This window comes from Yoonia sp. 2307UL14-13, from assembly GCF_037572755.1.
Taxonomy (GTDB): Bacteria; Pseudomonadota; Alphaproteobacteria; order Rhodobacterales; family Rhodobacteraceae; genus Yoonia.
This window is the reverse complement of sequence record NZ_JBBIFZ010000009.1, coordinates 19,639-45,511: the sequence shown is the minus strand read 5'-3', so window position 1 is coordinate 45,511 and position 25,873 is coordinate 19,639. Positions and strand designations below refer to the sequence as shown.

The following is a 25,873-nucleotide window of genomic DNA, read 5'->3' as shown; positions in this document are numbered from 1 at the left end:
GTCCTCATTCAGATCAATTAAGCCTTCAGGTTCGGGATGATCTGCTTTTTCCGGCTCATGATGCCCGGCAGGACCACGCTGTCACCGCTGACTTTCGCGTTGAAAGATTTCTCGGCCACGGTCTTGGTCAGGTCGTTGGGGATCAGCATCGTCGCTTCCTCGGACAGGATATCGACGACGAACAGCAGGACCTGATCCACGCTGTCTTCCTTTGCGACCTCTGGCATCGCTTTCATCAGATCGGCTTTTCGGCTGAGCACAGTTTCGGGAGATGTCGTTTCCAACACGGAGACCCGGAATTTCTTGCCATCCACTTCGTATTCCTTGCTGTCCATGCGAAGCAGCTCGGCGTCGGAGAAGGCAGAGACGTCGGATTTTGCCGCGAACATTTCGGCGGCATAGCCATGCACGTCGATGTCCAGATCCTCGGCCAGCTTCTCGGCCAGTTCCTTGTCCATCGGGGTCGTCGTCGGTGACCGGAACGCCAGCGTATCGGACAGGATACAGGACAACATCAGGCCCTTGATGTTTTTCGGCATATTCGCTGCCTCGGATCCCATCATCTGATGCATGATCGTGGCGGTGCAAGCGAGGGGTCGGATGGTGATGTTGATCGGGTTCGCCGTTTCCAGCCCGCCGGTCAGTTTGTGATGGTCGATGATCGCGATGACCTTGGCGTTGTTGATGTTGTCGGGCAATTCAGCGGGGTTGTTGGTATCGACGATCACGCAAGCCTCGTCATCTTTCACGTCCTTGATGATATCCGGCAGGGTAAAGCCCCACTTTTCGGCGACAAAGACAGCCTCGGTATTGGGTTTGCCGAGCAGGGCGGCCTTTGCATCGATTCCCGTATGGTTCAGGAACCATTCCCAGATCAGGGGTGAGCCGGTGCTGTCGGTGTCGGGGGATTTATGGCCGAAAACGAGGGTGGTCATGGGATCACTTTCCATCTGAACTGAGATTGCTGTGTGTATATTGCCGCACGCGGGGGCTGTCACCCCATGGCGGTTGTTTGACCCTTTGCGGTGGTGATGGTATGCGACCGTCACTCAAAAGGAGGAATCTGACAATGGACAAGCTGGCTTAAACCGCCTTCACCCCGACTTTCCCTTTTGAGAGGAGCACCCTGACAATGGACCATATGCGCTGACCGCATCACGGGCCGTTCGGCCTATCGACCATTTTCAGATCATGAGGTGCAATCCATGCCCCGTAAGACCAAGACACCCCGCAAGCCGGGCACGTTGACCGTGCCCAAGAACCGCCGTACCCGCCCCGAACCGACCGGGCGGCCATCCCATGTGGTCAACAGCCTGAACCGGCAACCGCGCGTGTCGAAGCGACCGCAACGGTTTCCCGGTCGTTTGGGGGGACGATAAGGGGAAAGCCCCGTCGCCATCCGGCGGCGGGGCGCCCGGATTAGTCCTCGTCGCCGAGGAAGGCGCCATAGATATAGGCGTCTTCTCCGCCATCTGTCAGTTCGATCAGGAAGTGCCCGCCAACCGCATCTGCATCGACGCCGTAAAAGCGACCATCGTAGTTGGCCGCATTGACGGTTGTGTCGGGATCTACAGCATCCACAGATGTGTCGTTGGTGAGCGTTCCTGAGAAACCGTTGGCGGTAATGTCCGCATCATTCATTGTCCAAGCGGTTGAACCTTGACCGGTGCCACTCGCGGATATGGCTTCGATAGTCATATTTCCATCAACTCGGCTATTCACGAAATCAGCAGTCAATGTGAACGTGCCATCAGCCGTGGTGTTGATCCCTGGACGGATTGGTGCGTATGAGGCGCGCACGTCTCCGGTGAAGTTCGCGGAACCGCTAGCAGGTATATCGGCGGGATCGGTGTCGAAACCGTAGACGACAAAATTCGGGTGACCACGGACAAAGATCGCGGTGTCGCCTAAAAATGCGAGGCGTGCATCCTGATTGTCCGCGGTCAATACCGGATCGAAAATCGTTACATCAGGACGATCGCCGAGATACCGATCAGTGCCGCTTACACGGTTGAAGCCTGAACCACGATTACCCCTGGTGATGAAAACACGCTCTAAGTCGTCGCTGAAGCTAATGGTGATGGTGTCGTCTTCAACGATGGTACTGGCTGTCTGATCGAAGTAGATGAGGTTTTCGGTTGCGGTCGTGAATGTGGTCCCGCCGTCCGAAAAATCGTTTGTCGCGCTGGCAAAGCCGACGGATGCGATGGGCGCGACCGTCGGTGGGGGTGTCCCGCCGCCACCTCCGGGTGGAGTGCCGCCGGTGCCCGCGCCGCCTCCCCCACCACCACCGCTGCCGCATGCGGCGAGGCCAAGCGCGGCCAAGGTCAGCAAAAGGGTGCGCGTCGCGGGATATGTCATTGGGGCTTCCTGTCATGCGTGAGTGTTTGCTAACCATATCACGCCGTTAGGCGGGTGAAAGGTTAACCCGCCCTTCTGGCGCAACTTTTCCGGGTACCGTGATGGCTTCGCAACCGCCAATGAAAGAAACTGCCCTTTATGCCCCGATCAAGGCGCATCTGCAGCGGCAGGGCTATGACGTGAAAGGCGAAGTCGGGGCGGTCGATCTGGCCGCCCGGCGGGGCGATGAGGCGCCGATCGTGGTCGAGTTGAAGCTGGGGTTTTCGCTGGCGCTGTTTCATCAGGCGGTACAGCGGTTGGCGGTCACCGATCTGGTTTACATCGCGGTGCCCGAAAAGCCGGGGAAGGTATCGCAGCGCGCCTTGCGCGATAATGTGAAACTGGCCCGGATGTTGGGGCTGGGTGTCATTACCGTGCGGTTGCGGGATGGCCATGTGACGGTGCAGGCCGATCCGGGGCCCTATGCGCCGCGCAAGTCGAAGAAGAAACAGGCGCGGTTGTTGCGTGCTTTTGATCGTTTGCAGGGTGATCCGAATGAGGGTGGCGCGACGCGCCATGGGATCGTGACGGGGTATCGGCAGGATGCGTTGCGTTGTGCCCGGTTTTTGGCCGTGCATGGCCCGTCACGAGGTGCGAAGGTCAAGGCATGGGCCGAGGTGCCGGATGCGACCCGGATCATGGCGGCGGATCATTATGGCTGGTTTCGGCGGGTCAGCCGGGGGGTCTATGATCTGACCGAGACGGGCCGCAAGGGGATCGCTGATTACGGCGATGTCTGATTATTGCAGCGGTGTGACGGTCCAGCCATCGTTTTCCAGGAATTGCAGGATGCCCTGTTCGCCGATCAGGTGCGCTGCGCCTGCGGCGATGACGACGTTGTCGTGCTCTTCGAAGGCCGCATTGATCACTGGCATCCAGTTGCGGTTGCGTTCGTTCAACAGGCCTTCCTCTGTCTTTGCGAAGAGGTCCGCCGCTTCGTCCGGTGTGATTCCCGGCATGTCGTTCATCGCGATGCGGGTCATTTCCCAGAGTGTTGCGATGTCGCCGGTGAAATAATTGTCGAGCATCGCGACATGCAGCTGCTGTAGTGTCTCGGGGGCGAGCAGGTTGACGAGCAGCATCGCGATTTGGTCGTCGATTGGTTCATCCTCGAAAATCTCGAACAGGGTCGTGACGGGTTCGAGTGCCTTGAGCGGCACGCCCGCAGCCTGCGCGTCTTCCATCACCATGTGATCGAGCCCAAGCTGACCCTGGATCATGTTTTCCATCGCGCAGGGCGGGATGGACAGCATCAGCGACAGATACCAGGGCTGCATCTTGGCCGCCATGAAGCCGGGGATGGAACGCGCGGTAGAGGCATCGGCGATCATCTCCCAGGTTTCTTCATCGACCAGATCGGGCAGCGTGGGTCCTTCGGTGATGAAAAGCAGATCGGGCTGGGTGACGATCATCTCTTGCAGCGTCTTCTGGTCGTCGAGCGTTGCCTCGACCATCACCAGATCGGCGCTTTGTACTTGATCCTTGATCTTGGCGCGGATCGGCTCGAGCCGCGGGTCGTAGATATGCATCGTGCCCGCGATCGTGGCCGTGTCTTCGCCCTTGGTGGCCGTCCAGAGAAGACCCTTGCCGTAAGGAATTTCGGCTGTTGCGGCGGCGAGGTCGGCCCGTTCCGCCTCGCTCAGCTGATCAAGGTAGCTGTCCCCCACGCAGGCGGCTGTGGCGGGTAGCGCCATCAGGCTGAACATCATCGTGGTGGCAAGGCGTTTGAGCATGATCGATCCCTCTGATTGCAGTCTCAAGGTAAGGATCAGCCGCCCCGGGTCAATCACCCAGGGCGGTTTTGCAAGATCATGCGCTGACCCGTGCGGATCAACCAACGCCCGATCCGATCCCGCAGGCTGGGCCGGGGTGGTGGCACGACCACCAGTTGCGGCTTGAACACCGGCGGTGTCGGCTTTGGCGTCACCGTTTCATGCGGCAAGACCGTTGGTTGCAATGGCACGGGTGGCCAGCCGGGGCTGGCCGGGCGCAGGTCCAGCCGTTCAGGCGCAGCACGCCGCTTGAACGTACGCCGTTCGCCGGAATGATGTATGTCGGGGCCGATCTTGTGATCGACAGGGAAAAACGGGGGATGCATGGATCTGTCCGATCATGACTGAATTTGGGGAGAGGCGGCGGCAGGTCCTGGACCGGCAGCCGAATGCTATGCCGGGACCTAGGTCCGGGGGTGGAGGATATCCTTTCGCATCATAGCATTCTCCTTCGATTCGCTGATCGTGTTCGGGTTGTGTAACCCAAGGTCAGCCGCGCGCCCAAGTGCTTTTTTCAGAAAGTTTGGGATTGGGCGTTTTCGGGGTCAGATGAACCCAGACAGGGCCTTTAGCACTTTGTTAGGCTTTTCGAGTTGTGGCAAATGCCCGACACCTTCAAGTGGAACGAAGTCGCCTTTGCCGATCAGGTCGTGCAGCGCCCTGCCGCGTGCGATGGGAATCCACGGGTCGTCTTCGCCCCAGATCATGTGGACCGGGCAGCGGATTTGGTCGAAAAGCGGTTCGATCTCGGCGGTATAGGTTTCGTCCGCTTGGGCGAATTGACGGTAGAAGCTGTCGGCGCCTTCTTTGTTGAGCCAAGGCGCGACGAGGCTGTCGAAGACCTCTCCGCCGATATCGCTGATCAGCGCGCCTTGGATGTAGGCCGCGACGATAGCTTTGTGGATATGCGGCGGCAGACCTTGGAAGGCTTCGACATGTTTGCCCACATGATCGAAGAAGTCAGAACCCCATGGCCGCATCGCGACCACGTTCATGAGGACATATCGATCGAAATCGCAGCCATGCAGCAGATGCGAGCGCAGGGTCGTTGCACCTCCGAAATCGTGGGCGATGACGGTGGGGTTTTCGAGTTGCCAGATATCGATCATCTCGGCGAAAACCTGGCCTTGCACATCGAGGGATGTGCGTTGGTCGGGGTCTTTGTCGGACTGACCATAGCCTGGCATGTCATACCAGTGGACGTGGTAGTTTTCGGCCAGCGCCGGGATGATCTTGTGCCAGGAATAGGAGGACCATGGCCAGCCGTGGGCGAGGATCAGCGGTGTCCCGTTGCCTGTGCGTCCTGCGGCGACTTTACCTGCGCTGGTGTCGTGGGTCTCAGTCAGTGCCCACATCAGGTCTGGGATTTTGAGGGGACGAGCGGGACGACTTTGGTCTCGTCGTCAGGCGCCAATTCCTCGAAATCGAAATTGTCCAGCCGGTCGGCCCGTTTGCCTGCGCGGGTGGCCGCCGTTAGCACGCCCGCCACGTCATCGCCCGCTTGCCGCAGGTGGGTTTCCAGTTTGCCTGCCTTTTCGCCGATGATTTCGACGTCGCGGTGCAGTTGTTTGAGCGCCTTGCGGATCGCCCCGGTCTGTTCCCGCATGCGGGCGTCCTTGAGGATCGCCCGCATCGTGTTCAGCGTCGCCATGCAGGTTGTGGGCGAGACGATCCAGACCCTTTGGGCGAACCCTTCGCGCACGACTTCTGGCAGGCGCGCGTGTAGTTCGGCATACACGGCCTCGGACGGCAGGAACATGATCGCGCCGTCTGCGGTCTCACCTTCGATGATGTACCGCTCAGCGATATCTTTTATATGTTTGCGAACCGCGGTGCCCAAGTCGCGTAAAGCTGTTCTTTGTTGATCTTGCGTTTCTGCGGCGGCGAGCGCTTCATAAGCCTCGAACGGGAATTTCGCGTCGATGACGATGGGACCCGGCGGGTTCGGCAGATGGATCAGGCAATCGGCGCGGCGGTTGTTGGACAGCGTGGCTTGCAGGGCGTAGCTGTCGGTGGGCAGCGCCTTGGAGACGATGTCGGTCAGTTGGATTTCGCCGAACATGCCGCGCCGTTGTTTGTTCGACAGGATGTCTTGCAACGACAGGACGTCGCCCGACAGCTTTTCGATATTCGTCTGCGCCTTGTCGATGGTGGCGAGCCGTTCCTGCAGTTCGGTCAGGCTTTTGGTGGTCTTTTCGGTACTGCCGGACAGTGTGTCTTTCATCCGCTCTTGCAGGTCCGATAGCGACCGCGCGGATTTCAGCGCGTTGTCGGCCAGCCGTTCGGCCATTTGCGCCTGCACCTCGGCCAGCCGCGTTTCCATGGTTTGGACCATGTGCATCTGCGCGTTGGCTTGTGCGTCGCTGACGGTTTGGATGTTCCCGGCGAGTTGATGCTGACCTTGGCCGAGGGTCTGTATGCCTTGGTGCAAGTTGGTGACTTGGCTGGCGACCGTCTGGACGGCTTCGCTGGCTTTGCCGGCGCGGCGGGCGGTGGTGATGAGCAGGATCAGGATGAGCAGAATGATCGCGCTACCAGCGAGGGTCGCGATGACAAGCGGGTCATCGAAAGCGTAGGTTTGATCGCCGATCTGGATCATGTCCGTCCGAAAAGCCGTTCGATGTCGCTGAGTTTGAGCTCCACGTAGGTTGGCCGCCCGTGGTTGCATTGGCCTGAGAGCGGCGTGGCCTCCATTTCGCGCAGGAGCGCGTTCATTTCCTCGCCTTGCATCCGCCGACCGGACCGGATGGAGCCGTGGCAGGCGACGCGGCTGAGGATAGCCTCGATTTTCGCTTGCAGGCTGGCGCTGTCGCCCTGGTCAGTCAGTTCGTCAAGGATGTCGCGCAGCATCGCCTCGGCATTGATTTCACCAAGGATCGCAGGGGTTTCGCGCACGGCGATGGCGCCGCCGCCGAATGGTTCGATGGTCAGGCCGAGCCGGGCGAGGTCATCGGCGATGGCGAGGAGTTGGGCGGCATCGCCTTCGGACATCTCCACGATTTCGGGGATGAGTAGGGCCTGCGCCGCGACCCCGTTTTCGTCCATTTGTTTTTTGAGTTTTTCGTAGACCAGCCGTTCATGGGCCGCGTGTTGGTCGACGATGACGATGCCGGTTTCGGTCTGGGCGATGATGTAGTTTTCGTGGACCTGCGCGCGGGCGGCGCCCAATGGCAGGTCATTCGGTTCCGCGGTCGGTGGTTCGATCCGGGCGGACGCGGTTTCACTGAAACCGGGGGCCTGCGCCTGGAAGGTCATGGACCGCGCGGTGAAGCTGGGACGGTCCATCTGGTAGACGCGGGCCTGCGTCGGTTCCGGCGTGATCGCGCCGAGCGTGGCGTTGGCGACGGTGGTTGACGCGCGGTGCCCGGCCTCGGCCAAGGCGTGCCGTAGCCCCGAGATGATCAGGCCGCGGACGGTGCCGGGATCGCGAAAGCGGACTTCGGTTTTTGCCGGGTGAACGTTGACGTCGACCAGTGTCGGGTCGCAGTCGATGAAAAGCGCGGCGACGGGGTGCCGGTCGCGGGAGAGGACGTCCATGTAGGCCGCGCGGAGGGCGCCGAGCAGCATCTTGTCGCGGACGGGGCGCCCATTGACGAAGAGGAACTGGGCGACCGCCGCGCCGCGCGAATAGGTGGGGAGCGCGGCATAGCCGGTGAGGTGGAAACCGTCGCGTTCGGTGTCGAGCCGCAGGGCGTTTTCGGCGAAGTCCTTGCCGAGGACGGTGCGCAGCCGTCCATGCAATGCGTCGAACATATCGCCGGTCTCTGCGTCCGCACGGAAGGTCGTGCGCTGGTCGCCGCCGGAGGCGTCTTGCAGGATGAAGGTCGTGAACGGCTCGGCCATGGCGAGGCGTTTGACGACGTCGGTGATCGCTTGGCTCTCGGCCTGGTCGGTGCGCAGGAATTTCAGGCGTGCGGGGGTGGCGTAGAAGATGTCGCGGAGTTCGACCACCGTACCGCCTGATAGGGCGGCGGGGCGCACCTCGCTTTTGCGACTGCCGGAGACGGCGATGCTGTGCGCCTCGGCCCCGGCCACGCGGCTGGTGATGGTCAAGCGCCCGACGGCGCCGAGTGACGGCAGCGCCTCGCCCCGGAAGCCGAAAGAGTTGATTTTGAGCAGGTCGGAGCCGTCGATTTTCGACGTCGCATGGCGCGACAGGGCCAGCGGTAGGTCATTTGCCACGATACCATGCCCATCATCTGCCACCCGGATCAGGGTCTTGCCCCCATTGGCGATAGTGACGGTGATGCGGGACGCGCCTGCATCAATCGCGTTCTCGATAAGTTCCTTCACGGCAGAGGCCGGACGCTCTAACACTTCACCCGCTGCGATCCGGTTGATCGCGGCCTCGTCCAGTTGGCGGATCACCGCATGCGGCTTTATCTGGGGGTCTGCAATGGCCATGGCACAATTTCTAGCATGGTTTACGTCGATTCTGCGAGGGGGTTTGACAGGTCTATTTGTATATTGTTTTAGTTATATAAAGGATTCGTTATGCAGAAAAGCCCTGAAGTCTTCGCAGCCCTTGCCGACCCTACCCGCCTTGGCCTTTTGGGTGCTTTGGCGCAGGGCGAAAAGACGGTGAACGAGCTGGTGGCGCCGTTTGATATGTCGCAGCCGGCGATTTCGCGCCATTTGAAGATATTGGAGGCCGCGGGGCTGATCACGCGCAGGGTGGATGGGACGAAGCGGCCTTGTCGGTTGGCGCCGGAGGGCCTCGCCCAGATCGAGACCTGGGCCAGCATGATGCGCCGCGCCTACGCGGCCAATTATGACCGGCTGGACGCGGTTCTGGCCGATATCTCGAAAGGAGAGAAGGAATGACCAAACTGGTTTTGACTACCGAGGGTGAGCAGCATGTCGTTGTTACCCGCCACTTTGCCGCTGCGCCTGCGGATGTGTATCGCGCGCATGTCGACCCTGAATTGATCCAGCGCTGGATGTCGGGCCCGGAGGGTTGGGTGATGACGGAGTGTGTGTCGGATGCGCGTCCGGGCGGGAAGATAAAGTTTGCCTGGTCCGATGGCGGCGAGGGTGGGTTTTCTCTGACCGGAGAATATCACGAGATCACACCGCAGCAGCGCATCGTGCATGTGGAGCGGATGCATTTGCCTGATCCGACGCCGGATAATCATGTGGAGACGACCTTTGCGGCGGATGGTGTGGGGACGTTGCTGACCGTGCGGATGACTTTGCCCGATGCCGAAACGCGGGCGGCGATGTTGGAGACCGGGATGGAGCAAGGGATGGAGGCGAGTTATGCGCGGATTGATCCATTGTTTGTGGGGGTTGGGTAGGAGGTCCGGGTCGAGCCCGGGACGGGTATGGTTAATGTCGACGCGCCCCAGACTTGATCCGGGGTCTCTTTTGCGTCATTCAATATGTAAGTCTTCACTTACGGAGATTCGATTATGCGTATTCTCGTTATCGGCGGTACGGGTTTCCTGGGTGGTGCGGCGACCCGCGCTGGTTTGACTGGAGGGCACGACGTCACAGTCATGACCCGGAGTGGCCGGAACGTCGCGCCTGGTGCGGCGGTTCTGATCGCGGACCGGATGGGTGATTTGCCCGATCTGACCGGGCAGTTCGATGCCGTGATCGACACTTGTGGTTACGCCCCAGACATGATCGACCGGTTGAAGCTAGTTTTGGGCGACGTGCATTACATTTTTGTTTCTTCGATTTCGGTTTATGATGATCTGTCGTTGCCAGAGATGGATGAAACCGCAGCTGCATCTTCTGCGACGGATGAGGATTTGCAGTTCGCAGCCGATCTGCCGATGGAGAAGCGTGGAAACTCGATGGCCTATGGCGCAGCGTATGGTCGGTTGAAGCGGGCGGCAGAAGAGGCGGTTGTCACGAATTTCGGTGATGAGGCTGCATTGATCCGGCTCGGGTTAATCGTGGGGCCGGGCGATTACATGGATCGCTTTCCCTATTGGGTGCGCCGCTGTGATGAGGACCGTCCGCTGATCGTGCCGGGGCCAGAGAATCGGTTGGTGCAGATTATCGATATCGCGGATGCGGGGGCGTTCATGGTGCGATTGGCTGAGGCTGAGCAGGGTGGTGTATTCAACCTGACGGGCCGTCCGATGCGGTTTCTGGATATGCTGGATGCGATATGTGCGGAAACCAAAGTTGATGTGCCGATAACGACCGCGCCACTTTCGGTCTTTACGGATGTCGGTGCGGAGCCCTGGGGACATTTGCCGCTGGTCCTGCCGGACAAGCCGGAGGTGGCGCATATGTTGAATGTCAGTATCGCAAAGGCGGAGTCGGCAGGGCTGACGTTTCGGCCCTTGGCCGAGACTGTACAGGACGTTTTGGCATGGGATCGGGGACGTCGGGGTATCGCGTTGAAGTGCGGGATGCCGGTGGAGATGGAGGCAGCCGTGCGGAAGGCGGTCTGAGGTCCCGGATCACGTCCCGGACTGCGTCGTAACAAGCTGCTGCAATTGGAATTAAGTAGGCGCAGCCCCGGATGTGATCCGGGGCCTCACTCTCAGTTCGTACTTTCCAAACCTGTCGGCTGACCGACCACCACGAAATGCAGGTTCTCCGGCTGCAGCAACTCGGACGCGACCCGGTTGACCTCTTCCAGTGTCACGCCCTCGATATAGTCGTTCCGGTTCACCACATAATCCGGCGGCAGGTCGATCATCTGCATGCCGACCATGATCTTGGCGATTTCGCTATTGCCATCGAACCGCAGGGGGTATTCGCCGGTCAGATAGGTCTTGGCGCTTTCCAGTTCCTCTGCCGTGAGGCCCTCTTCGGCCATGCGCGCCCATTCGGCGCGGGTGACTTCGATCGCCTCGCCGATGGTTTCATTGGCTGATGCGACGGAGCCGAGGACCATTTCGGCGTGGAATTTCGGGACCAGATACGTCCCGATCCCGTAGGTCAGGCCGCGGGCGACACGCACTTCTTGTGTGAGCCGAGATTCGAAGCTGCCAGCGCCAAGGACGTGGTTCATGATGTAGGCGGCGAAGAAATCGGGGTCGTTGCGTTCGATGCCTTCATGGCCGAAGAGCGCGACAGATTGCGGTGTGTCGTAGTCGATGACTGTGATCCCGCCCTTTAGCCCGAAATCGACGTCGGGCGGCAGATCGGGACCTATGGCGGGCAAGGCGCCGAGGAGGTCGTCGAGCATCGGGCCGACCTCTTCTGCCGTGATGTCGCCGACCACGGACACATAAAGCCTATCGCGGGTCAGCGCGTTCTGATGGGCGGTGAACATGTCTTCTTGGATCAGCCCGTTCACGCTTTCGACGGTCCCGTCGACGGGGCTGCCGTAGGGATGGTCGCCGAAGGCTGCGGCGTCGAGCGCCATGTTGGCGATGCTGTTGGGGTCTTTGGCGTCGCTGGCGATACCGGACAGGACCTGCGCGCGGACGCGGTCGATGGCGTCTTGTTCAAAGGTGGGATCGATGAGGGCCTGGCGCAGAAGCGCGAGCGACTCATCCTGATTTTCCGTCAGAAATTGTGCCGAGATGGACAGCGTGTCGTCAAAGGCGCGGAAGCTGTAGCGCGCGGCGAGCGCTTCGCGTGCGGTCTGGAATTCCTGCGCGGTCATGTCGCCCGAGCCTTCCTCGAGCAGGGCCGCCATCAGGTTGGTCGCCCCGCGTTTGCCGGGCAGGTCGAGCGTCGCGCTGCCGCGGAAGCGGATTTCGAGCGCGATGAAGGGGATGCTGGGTTCCTCGACCACCCAGGCGTCGATGCCGCCGTCTGAAGTCACTTCCTTGATGTCGATTTCCGCATGGGCGGTGGTGCCGATAAGGATCAGGCACAGGGTCAGAAAACGCAGCATTACGATGCCTCCTGGCGGTCGGCGACGACCCAGCCGGTCACGGATTGGTCGCGGTTGAAGACTTTGGCGGCGACGGCTTTGATATCGTCCTCAGTCACCTGTTGCAGCAATTCGGGCCATGCCTGCACGTCTTCGACGGTCAATCCTTGGGTCAGCGCCGCGCCATAGCGGCGGGCGAGGCCGTCGACGTTATCCAGCGCAAAGACCTCGGAGGCGCGCATTTGTGTGCGGATGGCGTCCATGCGTTCGGGGTCGATCGGGTTCTCCATGAAGTCGGCGACCACTTGATCCATCGCGGCCTCTGCATCTGACAGCCTGACGCCTTGCGCCGGCACCACGGCAATGGAAAAGACCGTGTCGTCCAACGAAGAGCCGCTATAGGAGGCGTTCGTGTAGATGGCCGTCTGGCTGTCGAATTGCAGGGCGCGGCCCAGGTCGGATGTAAAGGATGAGCCGCCGAGCAGTTCGGCAAGATAAACAAGCGCCGCCGCCTCTTCCTGCGCGCCGGGATCGCGTTCGGGTGCCAGATAAGTACGCACGAGGTAGGGCTGGCTGACCCGCGCGTCGACATAGGTGAGCCGCCGTTCGGCCCGCTGGGGTGGTTCCTCGGGGCGGATGCGTTCGGGCAACTGGTCTTCGGCGGGGATAACGCCATAATGTTGTTCGGCCAGCCTGCGCACCTCTTCGGGGTCTGCGTCACCGGCCACAACGAGGATTGCGTTGTTGGGGGAATAATAGAGGTCGTAAAAATCCAGCGCATCTTCCTTGGTCAGGTCTTCGATCTCGTGCTTCCAGCCGATGATGGGGACGCCATAGCGGTGGTTTTGATAAAGCGCCGCGCTGATCTGTTCGCGGGCGAGCGCGTTGGGGTTGTTTTCGGTCCGCTGGTTGCGTTCTTCCAGCACGACGTTCCGTTCCGTCACGATATCGGCGTCGGTCAGCACCAGATTGTTCATCCGGTCGGCTTCCATCCGCATCATCAGTTCGAGCCTGTCGGCCGCGACGCGCTGAAAATAGGCAGTGTAGTCGTAACTGGTAAAGGCGTTGTCTGTGCCGCCATTCGCCGCGACCGTGGCAGAAAATTCGCCCGAATCCATGTTTTCGGTAGCCTTGAACAGCAGATGTTCAAGGTAATGCGCCACACCCGATGACCCGACGGGTTCATCGGCGGAACCGACCCGATACCAAACCATGTGGGTGACGGCGGGGGCGCGGTGATCCTCGATCACGACGACCTCCATCCCGTTATCCAGTGTGAAATTGGTGACGTCCCCCGCCTGCGCGGCGAACGCGGTCAGTGTGACGGCCAACGTGGCGAACATCTGTTTCATGGGCACCCTATGCATTGCGTTGTCACAATAACTACGCCGGTGCGTCCGGTGTTCAAGCCACCCTACGCGGATGTGAGCCGTGGTTATTGGTCGCTGTCATCGACCGGTGTACAGACGCGGCGAAGTTCGTTTCCGGGGCCTTCGGTGGTGAACACACAGCTTTGACGGCTGGGGCGCTGGGCCGGTTGAGCCTGTGCGGTGGTCGCTTGGGCCGCCGGTGGTGTTGGTGTGCGGATGCCTGCGGCGCGCAGACGGTTCAGTTCGGCATAAGCGTCAAGTGACTGGCCCGCATAGGCCGGGAAATAGCGATCGCGCCCAAGCGGGTTGAAGACGTTCAGCCGTTTGCGGCGTTCGCGGAATGCCTCGTCAGCTGCTGCGAGTTCGGCACGTACATTGGGATCGACGCCGTTGCGGCTGGCATGGCCTACAAGTGCTGCGTCATTTGCGGGGATGCCGCCTGCGCGCCGTGCGGCGGCTGATCCGCCAAGGGCCGCGATAGCCTCGGCATTGGGATTCGGATCGGCGAGGTTCGTGCCACCGGGTGTCGGCGTCGGAAGACTGCGGTTTTCGGGAATTTGCAGAGGGTTTTGCGGGATGACGGCGAATTCATCAGGGCCGTTCCCGGCCGCACGCAATTCCCGCAAAGGCCGGTCGGTATTCGTGCAGGCGGTCACGGCGAAAAGGGCGATAATGGCAATGAGACGCGCGCGCATCGGCAGTTCCTTTGTCAGTCGTTAGCGTTGTTTAGCCGAGCGATGGGGCGGCGTCACGCATTCTTCTGTGATTTGGTTTTTCCATCATCGGCGAAAATGGCCAAGCCGACGGCGCCGATAAAAATGGCGATGTCTGCCACATTGAATGCATAGGGATTGTTGATCCCGCAGCAGGACATGTTCAGGAAATCGGCGACGGCCCCGTAAAGCAGCCGGTCGATCACGTTGCCCAGCGCCCCGCCGATCAGAAGGCCGCCCGAGATGTAGACCAGCCGGGTGCGGGGTGCCTTGCGCAGCCACCAGATGACGACTGCGGTGATGATCAAGGCGACCCCGATCAACACCCATTTCATGTCGAAATCGGCGAACAGCCCGAAATTCACGCCACGGTTCCAGGCCATCCGGAATTCGAGAAACGGTGGAAATACCTCGATCCGTCCGTCCTGTTCGTGGATCAGACCCAGCCAATGCACGACGTAATACTTGCTGATCTGGTCAAGCATGAAGATCCAGAAACCGGTCCAGAGCATGAGTTTCATCTGCGACCCCTAATGCCTGAAATGCCGCATGCCGGTGAAGACCATGGCGATCCCGGCATCGTCCGCCGCCGCGATGACTTCGTCGTCACGCATCGATCCGCCCGGCTGGATGACGCAGGTGGCGCCTGCTGCTGCGGCCTCCATCAGCCCGTCGGCGAAGGGAAAGAAGGCGTCCGATGCGACGGCGGAGCCTTTGGTGAGGGGTTCGGGCAGGTTCATTACCTCGGCCATGCGTTCGGCCTTTTTGGCGGCGATAAGGGCGCTGTCGACCCGGCTCATCTGGCCCGCGCCGACGCCGACGGTGGCCAGGTCCTTGACGTAGACGATGGCGTTGGATTTGACGTGTTTGGCGACTTTCCACGCGAAGAGGAGGTCGGCCATTTGCGCGTCTGTCGGGGCGATCTTGGTCACGACCTTCAGGTCGTTCAGGCTGACATAGCCGGTGTCCTTGTCCTGCACGAGCACGCCGCCTGCGACTTGGCGGTAGGTGGTTAGTGGCGTCTTCACGTCGGGCAAGCCGTCAGTTGTGAGTAGGCGCAGGTTCTTTTTGGCGGCAAAGACGGCTTTGGCGGCGTCGGATGCACCGGGGGCGATGACGACTTCGGTGAAAATCTCGGTGATGGCTTTGGCGGTGTCTTCGTCGAGCACCTGGTTCAGCGCGACGATCCCGCCGAACGCGCTGGTGCGGTCGCAGTCGAAGGCTTTGGTGTAGGCCTCAGCCAAGGTCGCGCCACGCGCCACGCCGCAGGGGTTGGCGTGTTTGATGATCGCAACGGCGGGGCCGTCGGCGGGACCGAATTCAGCGACCAGTTCGAAAGCGGCGTCGGTGTCGTTGATGTTGTTGTAGGACAGTTCCTTGCCCTGATGCTGCATTGCTGTGGCGACTCCGGGGCGGCCCGTGCCGTCTGCATAGAACGACGCGCTTTGGTGGCTATTTTCGCCGTAGCGCATTACCTGCTTGAAGGTCCCCGTGAAAGAGCGGCGGCGTGGTGTTTCGATCTTGGTTGCCCCCGCCATCCAAGTGCTGACAGCGGTGTCATAGGCGGCGGTGCGGGCATAGGCAGTCTGCGCGAGTCTTTGGCGAAGCCCAAGCGTTGTCTGGCCTTTGTTGGCGTCGAGGTCGGCGAGGACAGCGGCGTAGTCCTCCACATCTGTCACCACCGTGACAAAGGCATGGTTCTTGGCTGCTGACCGGATCATGGCGGGGCCGCCGATGTCGATGTTTTCGATACAGGTGTCGAAATCCGCGCCTTTGGCGACGGTCTCCTCGAACGGGTAGAGGTTGACGACCAGCAGGTCGATGGGGCCGATTTGGTGTTCGTCCATGGCCGCGATATGTGCGTCCAGGTCGCGCCGGGCGAGCAGCCCACCATGCACCGCCGGATGCAGGGTCTTGACCCGCCCGTCCATCATTTCGGGGAAACCTGTGACCTCGGCCACGTCTTTCACGTCCAGCCCCGCATCGCGCAACGCTTGTGCTGATCCGCCCGTCGAGAGTAACTCGACCCCGTGCCCGGCCAGCGCCTTGGCCAGATCGACCAACCCGGTCTTGTCGGAAACGGAAAGCAGCGCGCGGCGGACGGGGGCGAGATCGGTCATGTGGGTCCTTTATTCTGTCACATCCGCCAGATCGGTAACGTCCCGCATAACGTCGGGCGTGTCCGCCGCCTTGGCCAGCGACCAACGGATGCGCGTCGCATAGGACATTGCGCGCCAGGATAAAACCACCTGTTGTGACTGACGCGGCTTTAGCCGCTCGATTTCGAGGTAAACGGACGGGACGAGGGTCATGGCGGCTGTTCCATCATGCTGAAATATCCAGTTTTCGCCGGATTTCAGCTCGATCTCGATCTGGTCTTTGGGGGTGTTGTGGATGGCCTCGACATCGGGGTGGAGGTGAAAGCGGATCGTGAAAGGCAGGCCCGATTGCCCGGCACGGGCGATGGTTTGGTCAAAGCGGTCTTCGTCATCGGCGTCCAGCGTTGCCAGCAGGTCCTCACCCTCGAGCGTGCGGCCATCGACCGACAATTTCAGGATACGGGCATGGGTCAGCCCGAAATCCGCGCGATAGCCGTCATGAGACAATTCGGCGCGGCGCATGCCGTCGGCTTCCGTGGTGCTGAAATGGACCCGCGATGGCACGTCGGACAGACGGTCCTGATGGTCGGTCTTTCGGCTGGCCTGCCCCAGATGCGATGATGATTTGCCTTCGATCCCCAAGGTCGAATGACTTGGCGTCGCCCGGCTGGCGCGCCGCCAATCCGGGCCGAAGCGGCGACCTGATCCGCAATTCACGACGACCGGGCGACGGCCCGAGGTCAGTTCAAAGGCCAGCGTGCTGGCATGGGCATTGGCTGAGGCGGGACCGGATGGTGGCGCTGCCGCATCGGCGATCAGTGTCGTGCGCCCACCGTTCAGCCGCAGATATCCCATCTGCAGGCTCGGCCCGGGCAGGGTCTTGATCCGCGATCCGGCGAGTGCAGCGTCAAGTTGGCCCTCGCGCCCGCGCCCACCACCGTGAAACCGCGCGAGGTTGCCATCGGCATGGCGCAACGCGCGGATGACGGGTGCGATCCGGGCGATGGCATCAAGGATATCTTGCGGGATGTCCTTGTTCGCCTCGCTGAGGGTGTCCACCGTCGCGTTCAGCAGCGTGAGGATGTCCAGCAATTCCTCGGGATTGCGGCTGGACACGGCAGCATCCGGCGTTACGCTGTTTGCGCAATCTGCGGCAAGAGCCTCAAGCGCCGGTTCGGCATGCCGTGCCATATTCTCCAACGCGAGGCTCGCGTGGATAAGGCCTGCCATTGCCTCGAACCGGGGCAGGCCGGTCGGGGCGAGTGACCAGCGACGGGCCAGAAAGGCAGTCTGTGCAGCAAGGCTCTGGTGGAAGGTTTCGATCCTCTCCTGATCCTGTCCGCGCAGGACGAACAAGGCGTGGTTGATCCAGCGTGTCAGGCGACGACCCGTCAGGTCTGGCGTCCAGCCGGGGCCGCGCCCTTTGCCATAGCGGTCGATCCAGTCGCTGATCCAAAGGTAGGCGCGTTGCCGTGCCGCTTCGGTTCCAAGAGCCGCCAGATCATCCAGCCACAGGCATCCCTGCACCTCTTCTTCGACGGCTTCGTTTGTGCCGGGGACGTCCCAGATCGACAGTGTGGGCCCCTGCACGAAATGGCCCGAAAACAAAAAGGTGCCCGCGACCAGTTCCTTTCCCCGGGTGACGCTGCCGATCGTGCGTGGTTCAGGTGTCGTGACAAAGGGGATAGGCACAGCGACCCGCGCGGCGCGACGGGCATGCCAGCGATGCATGAAACGGATCCAGCCTGTCGCTTGTGCCACGTCCTGCTGCCTTGGTTCGTTTTGCGATGATCATAGGAAAGCGTGCGCGCGAAGTCACCCGGCCTTTGTCAAAACCGCCATATAAAACCCGTCCATCCCGCCTTGGTTGGGCCAGTAATCCGGGCGCAACCGGAGGCCGCCTTCGGATGTGATCCAATCGGCGTCGATACCTGGCCGATCCAGGGTGTCACGGTCGGTTGTCAGGTCTGGATGGCGGGCCAACACCTCTTCCACCTGCACTTCGCCTTCATCTGGAAGCAACGAACAGGTGCAAAAGACCAGACGCCCCGCTGGCCGTAGCAAGGTCAGCGCGTGATCCAGCATAACCGCCTGCTGATCGATCAATGCGCCGAATTCCGATCCATTCTTGGCATAGGGCAGGTCGGGGTGGCGCCGGATCGTTCCGGTCGCCGAACAAGGGGCATCTAGCAGGATGGCGTCAAAGCCTGTCTGATCGAACGCAAAGACGTCACTGACGACTGTCTTGGCGGACAAGCCTGTGCGAGTCAGGTTTTGTTCAACGCGCGCCATACGCTTGTCCGAGACATCCACGGCCGTCACGTCTGCGCCACCAGCGGCCAGCTGCAATGTTTTGCCACCCGGCGCCGCGCAAAGGTCAAGCACGTTGAGGCCATGCACATCGCCCAAAAGACGCACGGGCAGCGCTGCGGCGGCATCCTGCACCCACCAATCGCCGCTTTCATAGCCCGGCAGGGCCGAGACCTGACCCGCCCCTTCCAGCCGTACTGACCCGGTGGAAAGCAGTGCCCCACCCAAACGGTGGGCAACGATGGCAGGATCACCTTTCGCCGTGATATCAAGCGGTGCACCTGCAAAATGCGCGGTCTCCATCCCTGTCACCGCATCGCGCCCCCATGCAGCTACGAGAGGTTGCCGCAGCCAGCCCGGGGTAAGCGGCACGGGCCGTTTGTTCCAGCCTTCTGGCCCTTCGTTCGCGATCTTGCGGAGAACGGCGTTGGTCAGACCTTTCATGGATTGGGTACGTTTGTTTCGGGCAACGATTTCGACATAGGCATTCACGACACCATGCGCAGCGGTGCCTGCGCAAAGCTCGACCGTGCCCAGACGCAGCGCATTCATGACATGCGGCGGCGGCGTCTTTTTCAGGTAGGGCTTCAACATCCGGTCCGCCCTGTCCAGTCCGCGCAGCGTATCGGTGGCGAGGCGCTGGGAGCGGGCGCGGTCATCCAGGCCGAGTTTCGCAAGCGCACCGCCAGCTATCAATTCGGGCATCAGCCGCCCCTCACCCGTGATCTGCATCAGCAAATAATGTGCCGCGCGGCGGGCGGGCAGGCCGGTCTGGGACATGAACGCATCCTTGAAGCTGTGTGGCGGCGGGGTATATGAAAGCCAAAGCACCGACAAGGACACCGCGCCATGAGCGATGACAAAGACCTGCCCGACGCCGCGAAACGCGCGCTGGCCGAAGCTGCGGAACGGCGGAAAAAGGCCAAACCGCAGGATTTGCCGCCCGAACTGGGTGGGCGTGACGGGCCCGAGCCGATACGCTATGGTGACTGGGAAAACAAAGGACTGGCGACAGATTTCTGAAAGCCGGTCGAACAAGAGGATGAGAGCATGATTTACCGCGCCATCATTTGCGCACTGGCTATCGGGCTGGCCCCTGCCGCCTATGCCCAGGACAACTGTACGCCTGAGGCGATCCAGACCAAATCGGGCGAGGTTGGCACCGCCCTGCAAACCATCGGCGCCCGCGACCAGGCCCGCGTAGAGGAACTGACCGTCGAGATCGAGGCGCTGATGACGTCGATCCAGAACGGCGGCGACATCCGCACCGTGTGTGCGTTCTTCGACAAGGTGATCGACGAGGCGAATAGCTGAGGCGACCGCGACAACCAGACTTTTACAACGACGATGCCACTCCTGTAAGGGCGTGGTTTTCTGCGGCATGCTTGGCCGTTAATCCGTAAGACCTTCATGGCTTTCCCAATCAATCTCGGGCTGCTGTCCGATGATGCCATGCGGGTTATGATCGCCATCATTGATGTAGTAGCCATAGCGAATCTCCTCGAAATCCACCGTCTGTCGAATGCCTGGCAGCTGAAAGATCCGGCGTGTAAATCGCCACAAACGCGGGTAATCCACCAGCCTTTTCCGGGTGCAGCGGAAATGTGTCGCGTAGACCGTGTCGAAACGGATCAGAGTGGCGAACAGCCTTATATCGGCAAGCGTCAGGTCATTCCCGAACAGAAACGTACTTCCTTCAAGGCGATCCTCCAGTTCGTCCAACGTTCGAAAAACGAGATCGACCGCCTGATCGTATTCCTTTTGTCGTTGGGACTTTCCGGCGCGATAAACCGCATTCGACAGGTCGTTAAAAATATACGAGATCAATTCATCGATTTTGTTGCGTAAGGTCGCTGGGTGAAGGTCGGCCGATTTACTGATGGTGCTGAATGCCACCATGATGTCGGTCGATGAATTTGACAGGATATGGCTTTGCTTTGCATCCCACAGGATTGGAACGGTCGCCCGCCCAGTATAATCTGAAATGGTTGATGTGTAAAACTGATGGACGTGCTGAAATTCGGAACGGTTTGGGAGCGGTCCACCCGGCAAAAGGCCGTACCCCTCGCGCCGCGGCCCACCGGCCCATTGCACCTTCACCGCTTCCTGCAGCCCTGTAAGGACAATCGTGATGACAGCGCCGTGAGACCACGGGCAGCTTGCAGACGCGATTAGGAAGAAACGGTCGTGTTCTTTATCTAATTGCTGGAGGGTATGCGCATCGATTGCTGTTGGCAGCGCGCTTTGCTCTCGTCGGTATGTGCCCGAAACCATGGACCGATCTAGCACATCGTCCCATTTGCCGTTGATCAACATGCCCATGCTTTGAACCGCCTTGGTGTTTGCTTTGACCTTAGTCGTCCACGTAATCCTGTTGATAGCGGATATGGCGCAGTGCTCACAAACACCGTTTAGTGCGAATATTGACGTCACAGCGCAAATCCATAACGATTATGTTATGAATTCGAAAAACCTTGATCTAGTCTTCGCCGCCCTGTCGGACGCGACCCGCCGCGGCATTCTCGCCAATCTGGAGGTCGGGCCGCGGACGGTGCATCAGCTGACGGCCGCATTCGATATCTCGCAGCCCGCTATTTCGCGGCATTTGCGGGTGTTGGACGATGCCGGGCTGGTGCAGCGCGAAAAACGGGGGAGAGAAACCTATGTGACCGCGAATGCGGCGACGGCGGCACAGGCGGCTGATTGGTTGGCGCACTACGTCCGCTTCTGGACCGCGCATTTCGACCGAATGGACCACATCCTGTCAAACCAAAAGGAGGAAAATGATGAGTGTTGAGACCAACTATAGCGACAACACACTGACCGTGCGCAAGACCTTTTCGCAACCGGTTGCGACGGTCTTCGACGCCTTGATTGACGCCGCCAAGACCACCCATTGGTGGGGCTGTGCAAATACGACCAAAGTCGTGTCAGTGGTCGACGCTGAGAGCGGCGGCAGATACTGTCACACGATGACGATCGATGGCGTGGGGAATCATACGATTGCCGGGCGTCTGAATCTTATACGACCCGCCGACCAAGCTGGTCTACACGATGCCGGCCAATGAATTTTCGCCGGAAATGACGGCATCGGTCGACTTCGTCGAGACGGCGGGCGGCACCGAGGTGACGTTGCAGCAATCCCGGATTGACGCCGCGTTGAAAGACGTCGTCGCCGCTGGATGGACTGCCTCATTCCGGCGTTGGCCGGGTTTTTCAATGGCGGACGACGAGTCGCCTGAAGGTGGAGTCAGTGCGTATGCCTGTCGCGTGGCATGCTGCGCTGTTGTTTGATGCCACCGCTACAATACAAATTCTGCACGAAAAAGTCGACATTACGGAAAATCTTGCAAAAAAAATATCACCCATCGGTTGGTTCGTACTAGAGTAGCGCCTGTCTTGATTGCTTTGTTGAAACAGGTGGTGCCAACGCACTAACCATTTGGGAGGACATTATGAAAAAGATGAAAGTGTCAGCGCTTGCGCTGGCGGCTGCCGGGTTTGCGACGACCGCAATGGCCGACGGCCATGCAACCGAATTGACGATCGCGATCGTGAACAACGGCCACATGATCAACATGCAGAAGGTCGCCGAGGCCTATACCGAAGAAACCGGTGTGGCGCTCAACTGGGTCTCGCTCGAAGAAGGCGTGCTGCGCGAACAGGTGACATCCGACACGGCGACCGGTGGTGGCCAATACGACATCATCAATATCGGCATGCAAGAGGCACCAATCTGGGGCCAGGCCGGGTGGATCGAGCCGCTGGAATTCGGCGAGGATTATGACGTAGACGACATGCTGCCAGCGATCCGCAATGGCCTGTCCGCCGACGGCACGCTTTATGCCGCGCCGTTCTATGGTGAGTCGTCCATGGTCATGTACCGCAAGGACCTGACCGATGCGGCTGGTGTGACCATCGCCGACAACGATAGCTGGGATAATATCAAGGCCGCCGCCGAGGCGATCCACGATCCAGCGAACGACGTTTATGGCGTCTGCCTGCGCGGCAAACCCGGCTGGGGCGACAACATGGCGTTCATCACGACAGTCGTGAACTCCTTCGGCGGTTCATGGTTCGATGCCGATTTCCGTCCGCAGCTTGACAGCGACGAATGGAAAGCGGCGATCGAATTCTACGTCGATTTGCTGGGCACTTACGGCCCTCCCGGATCGGAAGGCAATTCATTCAACGAAATCTTGGCGCTTTATAACGAAGGCAAGTGCGGGATGTGGATCGACGCCACCATCGCCGCGTCTTTCCTCGAAGTAGACGGCGTTGCCTACGCGCAATCACCCAATGCCGGCAACCCCGTCGGGGCGAACTGGCTTTGGGCCTGGGCCATGGCTGTTCCGGCGGGTTCGCCCAACGCTGAAGCCGCGATGGATTTCATCGAATGGGCCACCTCCAAAGACTACATTCAGGCCGTCGCAGAGCATCCTGAGTTTGGTTGGGGATCGGTACCGACAGGCACGCGGGCATCGACCTATGCCTATCCTGAATTCCAAGAAGCGGCTGCCTTTGCCGACGCCGAACTGGCGGCCATCGAATCCGCCGCGCCGGAAGCGACCGAATTGAAGCCGTATGTCGGCGTTCAATTCGCGGCGATCCCGGAATTCCCACAGGTGGGTTCTGCCGTCGCTCAGGAAATGGCGGCTGCTTTGTCAGGCGCCAAGACAGTGGACGAGGCGCTTGCCGATGCACAATCGGCGGCTGATGCCATCATGTCCGAAGCGGGCTATTACTAAGCCGTGACCTTCAAGGGGTCCTGCTGAGGCAGGACCCTTTTCCTCCAACCTTATTCGCTGTCTGCCACGGGTCCACCGCCGACCGCTGGCGAACATCGTATGATGTTGGTGACGCACACCATCTTGGGGGATCATACACATGGCTGATCGTTCAGTGCCACGTTTATTGCAAACGCCGTCGGTCATCCTGCTTTTGATCTGGATGATCGTCCCGCTCAGCATGACGCTGTTCTTTTCGTTCATCCGTTATCAGTTGAACAACCTGAACCGGCCCGAATGGACGACGCCATCCTTTTCGAACTGGCGTGGCTTCGGCAACTATTCCTTCGTGTGGAACAATGACGGTTTCTGGCTGGCGATCTACAATTCAGTTCTTATCGTGACCTCGATCCTGTTTTTGACGGTGATCCTGGGGCTCGCCATCGCTGTGTTGATCAATCGCACATTCCCCGGCCGCGGGATCGTTCGTGTCCTGCTGATCTCGCCCTTTTTCGTGATGCCCGCCGTCAATGCCGTTCTCTGGATCAACATGATCCTCGACCCGGTGTTGGGTTTGCAGGGCATCGCCGTCGGCGGACTGAATGACATGATCGACGGGCTGCGCAATTTCCCTGTCTTGGGTGGCTTCTTCTCACTCTGGCCCGAACTTCAACCCATCTCTTTTCGGGCAACCCAGACATCCGCCTATGCCGTGATCATCATGGTCACATGGCAATGGACACCATTTGCCGTCCTGATCTTCATGACGTCATTGCAATCCGAAGACCAACAACAGAAAGAGGCCGCGATCCTCGACGGCGCCAACGCCTGGTCGCAATTTCGCAACCTGACGCTGCCGCATCTGGCCCGTCCCATTGCGATTGTCGTCATGATCCAGGCGATCTTTCATCTGTCGCTTTATGCCGAGATCGAGATCGTCAGTCGGGGCAACGGCAACAAGAACCTGCCCTACCTGATTGGCGAATTCGCCACGAACAATATCGGTGCTGCCAGCGCCACCGGCATCTTTGCTGTCATCCTCGCCAACATTATCGCGATCTTCTTGCTGCGGATGGTCGGCAAGACATTGATGGATTGAAGCCATGGCTATCGTCGCACAACAAACCCGCTTTTCAAAAATCTTCTGGCCCACGCTGGCCTGGATCGTCGCGCTGATCTTCTTTTTTCCGATCGTCTGGATGGTCCTGACCAGCTTTAAGACCGACGCCGACGCCGTGAAGCCGGAAAATCTGATTTTCTTCACGCCGACGCTCGAAAACTACACCAACATGACAGAGAATTACGATTACTGGCGGTTTGCGATCAACTCTGTCATCACTGCAACCTTCGGCACGCTCTTTGCGTTGTTTGTTGGGGTGCCAGCGGCCTATGCCATGGCGTTCAACCCCAGCCGACATACCAAGGATATCCTGATGTGGATGCTGTCCACCAAGATGCTGCCGGCCGCTGCGGTCCTGTATCCGATGACGTTCCTGACCAAGAACTTTCTGGGCATCTACGACACGCATTTCCTGATCATTCTGGTCCTGTGCCTGATCAACCTGCCCATCGTGATCTGGATGCTGTTCACCTATTTCAAGGAAATCCCGAAAGAGATCATCGAAGCGGGCAAGATGGACGGGGTCAACACATGGGGCGAAATCAAGGATATCCTGATCCCGCTGGCCTGGGGCGGAGTCGCATCCACCGCACTCCTCTGCTTCATTTTTTGCTGGAACGAGGCCTATTGGACCGTCCGCCTGACGACGACCGAGGCTGCGACGCTGTCCAAGCTGATCGAAGGGAACCGCGCGCCCGAAGGGCTGTTCTTTGGCCGCCTGTCGGCCGTGTCCACAGCCGCCGTCGGCCCGATCATCGTGCTGGGTTGGTTCTGCCAGAAACAACTTGTCCAAGGCCTGACATTCGGAGCTGTGAAATGATCGATGCCGCACCCACAGATTTGACATGCAAGACCTGCATCGTCACCGGGGCGAATGGTGGTATCGGCCTGTCGATCGCCGAACATTTCGCGGCCCTTGGTGCAAGGGTGCTGACGACCGATCTTGGTAAACCGGATCGTCAGGTGGGTGAAACCCACCGCCCCTTCGACCTGATGAACGATCTCGACGCCGCCTGCGACTGGGTTCGCGCCGAGAAACCGGATGTGCTGGTCAACAACGCTGCCGTTTTCGATATGGGATCGGTTCTGCAGGCCGATCTGGCCCAATATGATCGCCTATTCGCGGTGAATGTCCGCGCGATGTTTGCCCTGATGCAGGCCGCTGGCCAGGTGATGATGGAAATGGGACGAGGGTCCATCATCAACATGGCCAGTCAGGCCGGACATCGGGGCGAGGCCTTGGTGGCGCATTATTGCGCCACCAAGGCCGCCGTGATCAGCTATACCCAATCCGCGGCGCTTGCGCTGGCGCCCAAGGTGCGGGTCAACGCGATCTCACCCGGGGTGATCGAAACGCCGATGTGGAAAGAGGTCGACGCGCTTTTTGCCAAATTCGAAGGCAAGGAACCGGGCCAGAAGAAGCGCGAAGTGGGTGCAGCGGTGCCCCTTGGCTATATGGGCGCCCCAAGCGACGTGGCGCGCGCCGCCGTTTTCCTGGCCTCCGATCAATCGGCCTACATCACCGCTCAGACGCTTAGCGTCGATGGCGGCAACGTCCTAAGGATGTAAGGCC

At 60.1% G+C, this 25,873-nt stretch carries 29 protein-coding genes; 14 read left to right on the top strand and 15 right to left on the bottom strand.

Translation table 11 applies throughout. The features are described 5' to 3' along the window. Positions 1–17: 17 nt before the first annotated feature. A complete protein-coding gene (locus V8J85_RS17780; protein ID WP_339955120.1) occupies positions 18–935 on the bottom strand; it encodes a manganese-dependent inorganic pyrophosphatase in 918 nt (305 codons plus the stop codon). Between the two features lie 270 nt (positions 936–1,205). Between V8J85_RS17780 and V8J85_RS17775 the strand changes: the two genes are divergently transcribed. Continuing rightward, positions 1,206–1,379 (top strand): hypothetical protein, encoded by a 174-nt coding sequence (locus V8J85_RS17775; protein WP_339955119.1) that lies wholly within the window; start codon positions 1,206–1,208, stop codon positions 1,377–1,379. 40 nt (positions 1,380–1,419) lie between these two features. On the opposite strand, the gene V8J85_RS17770 is transcribed toward V8J85_RS17775, so the two are convergent. After that, the gene (locus V8J85_RS17770) at positions 1,420–2,361 is read right to left on the bottom strand and encodes a transferrin-binding protein-like solute binding protein (RefSeq protein WP_339955118.1); all 942 of its coding nucleotides are present in this window, start codon (positions 2,359–2,361) and stop codon (positions 1,420–1,422) included. 119 nt (positions 2,362–2,480) lie between these two features. Here V8J85_RS17770 and V8J85_RS17765 point away from each other — a divergent pair, with 119 nt between their 5' ends. After that, positions 2,481–3,140 (top strand): DUF2161 domain-containing phosphodiesterase, encoded by a 660-nt coding sequence (locus tag V8J85_RS17765; RefSeq protein WP_339955117.1) that lies wholly within the window; start codon positions 2,481–2,483, stop codon positions 3,138–3,140. Here the strand turns inward: V8J85_RS17765 and V8J85_RS17760 are convergent, their stop codons facing one another. From V8J85_RS17760 to mutL, 5 genes are all read right to left on the bottom strand, one after another. After that, positions 3,141–4,133 carry a TraB/GumN family protein gene (locus V8J85_RS17760; RefSeq protein ID WP_339955116.1) on the bottom strand — a complete coding sequence of 331 codons (993 nt, stop codon included), beginning with the start codon at positions 4,131–4,133 and terminating at the stop codon, positions 3,141–3,143. It lies immediately after the preceding gene. A 53-nt stretch (positions 4,134–4,186) separates the two neighbouring features. Continuing rightward, the gene (locus tag V8J85_RS17755; RefSeq protein ID WP_339955115.1) at positions 4,187–4,498 is read right to left on the bottom strand and encodes a hypothetical protein; all 312 of its coding nucleotides are present in this window, start codon (positions 4,496–4,498) and stop codon (positions 4,187–4,189) included. A 219-nt stretch (positions 4,499–4,717) separates the two neighbouring features. Continuing rightward, the gene (locus tag V8J85_RS17750; RefSeq protein WP_339955114.1) at positions 4,718–5,527 is read right to left on the bottom strand and encodes an alpha/beta fold hydrolase; all 810 of its coding nucleotides are present in this window, start codon (positions 5,525–5,527) and stop codon (positions 4,718–4,720) included. Next, entirely contained in the window at positions 5,527–6,771 is a 1,245-nt protein-coding gene (locus V8J85_RS17745; RefSeq protein WP_339955113.1) for a DNA recombination protein RmuC, read from the bottom strand. Before V8J85_RS17745 ends, V8J85_RS17750 begins: the two co-directional genes overlap by 1 nt. Further along, on the bottom strand, positions 6,768–8,576 hold the full coding sequence (gene mutL, locus V8J85_RS17740) for a DNA mismatch repair endonuclease MutL (RefSeq protein ID WP_339955112.1): 1,809 nt from the start codon (positions 8,574–8,576) through the stop codon (positions 6,768–6,770). Before mutL ends, V8J85_RS17745 begins: the two co-directional genes overlap by 4 nt. A gap of 90 nt (positions 8,577–8,666) precedes the next feature. Between mutL and V8J85_RS17735 the strand changes: the two genes are divergently transcribed. The 3 genes from V8J85_RS17735 (at position 8,667) to V8J85_RS17725 (ending at position 10,582) form a co-directional block, all read left to right on the top strand. Further along, positions 8,667–8,996 carry an ArsR/SmtB family transcription factor gene (locus V8J85_RS17735; RefSeq protein ID WP_339955111.1) on the top strand — a complete coding sequence of 110 codons (330 nt, stop codon included), beginning with the start codon at positions 8,667–8,669 and terminating at the stop codon, positions 8,994–8,996. After that, positions 8,993–9,469: an SRPBCC domain-containing protein gene (locus V8J85_RS17730; protein ID WP_339955110.1), complete on the top strand. Its 477-nt coding sequence runs from the start codon at positions 8,993–8,995 to the stop codon at positions 9,467–9,469. Before V8J85_RS17735 ends, V8J85_RS17730 begins: the two co-directional genes overlap by 4 nt. 114 nt (positions 9,470–9,583) lie before the next feature. Next, complete coding sequence (locus tag V8J85_RS17725; RefSeq protein WP_339955109.1) at positions 9,584–10,582, top strand: NAD-dependent epimerase/dehydratase family protein; 999 nt, start codon at positions 9,584–9,586, stop codon at positions 10,580–10,582. A 92-nt stretch (positions 10,583–10,674) separates the two neighbouring features. Here V8J85_RS17725 and V8J85_RS17720 read toward each other — a convergent pair whose 3' ends face one another. The 7 genes from V8J85_RS17720 to V8J85_RS17690 form a co-directional block, all read right to left on the bottom strand. Continuing rightward, complete coding sequence (locus tag V8J85_RS17720; protein ID WP_339955108.1) at positions 10,675–11,982, bottom strand: M16 family metallopeptidase; 1,308 nt, start codon at positions 11,980–11,982, stop codon at positions 10,675–10,677. Continuing rightward, on the bottom strand, positions 11,982–13,304 hold the full coding sequence (locus V8J85_RS17715; RefSeq protein WP_445285926.1) for a M16 family metallopeptidase: 1,323 nt from the start codon (positions 13,302–13,304) through the stop codon (positions 11,982–11,984). Before V8J85_RS17715 ends, V8J85_RS17720 begins: the two co-directional genes overlap by 1 nt. Positions 13,305–13,396: 92 nt before the next feature. Further along, the gene (locus V8J85_RS17710; protein WP_339955106.1) at positions 13,397–14,026 is read right to left on the bottom strand and encodes a DUF3035 domain-containing protein; all 630 of its coding nucleotides are present in this window, start codon (positions 14,024–14,026) and stop codon (positions 13,397–13,399) included. A 53-nt stretch (positions 14,027–14,079) separates the two neighbouring features. After that, on the bottom strand, positions 14,080–14,565 hold the full coding sequence (gene lspA, locus V8J85_RS17705; protein ID WP_339955105.1) for a signal peptidase II: 486 nt from the start codon (positions 14,563–14,565) through the stop codon (positions 14,080–14,082). A gap of 9 nt (positions 14,566–14,574) precedes the next feature. Continuing rightward, positions 14,575–16,164, bottom strand: coding sequence for a bifunctional phosphoribosylaminoimidazolecarboxamide formyltransferase/IMP cyclohydrolase (gene purH / locus V8J85_RS17700; protein ID WP_339955104.1), 1,590 nt, complete (start codon positions 16,162–16,164; stop codon positions 14,575–14,577). 9 nt (positions 16,165–16,173) lie between these two features. Continuing rightward, a complete protein-coding gene (locus V8J85_RS17695) occupies positions 16,174–17,904 on the bottom strand; it encodes a heparinase II/III family protein (protein WP_339955103.1) in 1,731 nt (576 codons plus the stop codon). 54 nt (positions 17,905–17,958) lie between these two features. Next, positions 17,959–19,233, bottom strand: coding sequence for an RsmB/NOP family class I SAM-dependent RNA methyltransferase (locus tag V8J85_RS17690; protein ID WP_339955102.1), 1,275 nt, complete (start codon positions 19,231–19,233; stop codon positions 17,959–17,961). 69 nt (positions 19,234–19,302) lie between these two features. Between V8J85_RS17690 and V8J85_RS17685 the strand changes: the two genes are divergently transcribed. Together V8J85_RS17685 and V8J85_RS17680 are read left to right on the top strand one after the other, a co-directional pair. After that, positions 19,303–19,476: a DUF1674 domain-containing protein gene (locus tag V8J85_RS17685; RefSeq protein WP_339955101.1), complete on the top strand. Its 174-nt coding sequence runs from the start codon at positions 19,303–19,305 to the stop codon at positions 19,474–19,476. 27 nt (positions 19,477–19,503) lie between these two features. Further along, positions 19,504–19,767 carry a hypothetical protein gene (locus V8J85_RS17680; RefSeq protein ID WP_339955100.1) on the top strand — a complete coding sequence of 88 codons (264 nt, stop codon included), beginning with the start codon at positions 19,504–19,506 and terminating at the stop codon, positions 19,765–19,767. 78 nt (positions 19,768–19,845) lie between these two features. On the opposite strand, the gene V8J85_RS17675 is transcribed toward V8J85_RS17680, so the two are convergent. Next, the gene (locus V8J85_RS17675; protein ID WP_339955099.1) at positions 19,846–20,775 is read right to left on the bottom strand and encodes a glutathione S-transferase C-terminal domain-containing protein; all 930 of its coding nucleotides are present in this window, start codon (positions 20,773–20,775) and stop codon (positions 19,846–19,848) included. A 136-nt stretch (positions 20,776–20,911) separates the two neighbouring features. Here V8J85_RS17675 and V8J85_RS17670 point away from each other — a divergent pair, with 136 nt between their 5' ends. The 7 genes from V8J85_RS17670 to V8J85_RS17640 all read left to right on the top strand — a co-directional run bounded on the left by V8J85_RS17670 (position 20,912) and on the right by V8J85_RS17640 (position 25,869). Beyond that, positions 20,912–21,250, top strand: coding sequence for an ArsR/SmtB family transcription factor (locus V8J85_RS17670; RefSeq protein ID WP_339955098.1), 339 nt, complete (start codon positions 20,912–20,914; stop codon positions 21,248–21,250). Beyond that, positions 21,237–21,521, top strand: a complete 285-nt coding sequence (locus V8J85_RS17665; RefSeq protein WP_339955097.1) for an SRPBCC family protein — start codon at positions 21,237–21,239, stop codon at positions 21,519–21,521. The genes V8J85_RS17670 and V8J85_RS17665 overlap by 14 nt, the downstream gene beginning before the upstream one ends. Continuing rightward, entirely contained in the window at positions 21,508–21,747 is a 240-nt protein-coding gene (locus tag V8J85_RS17660; RefSeq protein ID WP_339955096.1) for an SRPBCC domain-containing protein, read from the top strand. The genes V8J85_RS17665 and V8J85_RS17660 overlap by 14 nt, the downstream gene beginning before the upstream one ends. 161 nt (positions 21,748–21,908) lie before the next feature. Further along, positions 21,909–23,201 carry an ABC transporter substrate-binding protein gene (locus tag V8J85_RS17655; protein WP_339955095.1) on the top strand — a complete coding sequence of 431 codons (1,293 nt, stop codon included), beginning with the start codon at positions 21,909–21,911 and terminating at the stop codon, positions 23,199–23,201. A 139-nt stretch (positions 23,202–23,340) separates the two neighbouring features. Next, complete coding sequence (locus V8J85_RS17650) at positions 23,341–24,279, top strand: carbohydrate ABC transporter permease (RefSeq protein ID WP_339955094.1); 939 nt, start codon at positions 23,341–23,343, stop codon at positions 24,277–24,279. Positions 24,280–24,283: 4 nt separating this feature from the next. After that, positions 24,284–25,120 (top strand): carbohydrate ABC transporter permease, encoded by an 837-nt coding sequence (locus tag V8J85_RS17645; protein WP_339955093.1) that lies wholly within the window; start codon positions 24,284–24,286, stop codon positions 25,118–25,120. Beyond that, positions 25,117–25,869, top strand: a complete 753-nt coding sequence (locus tag V8J85_RS17640) for an SDR family oxidoreductase (protein WP_339955092.1) — start codon at positions 25,117–25,119, stop codon at positions 25,867–25,869. Before V8J85_RS17645 ends, V8J85_RS17640 begins: the two co-directional genes overlap by 4 nt. The last annotated feature ends 4 nt before the right edge of the window (positions 25,870–25,873 follow it).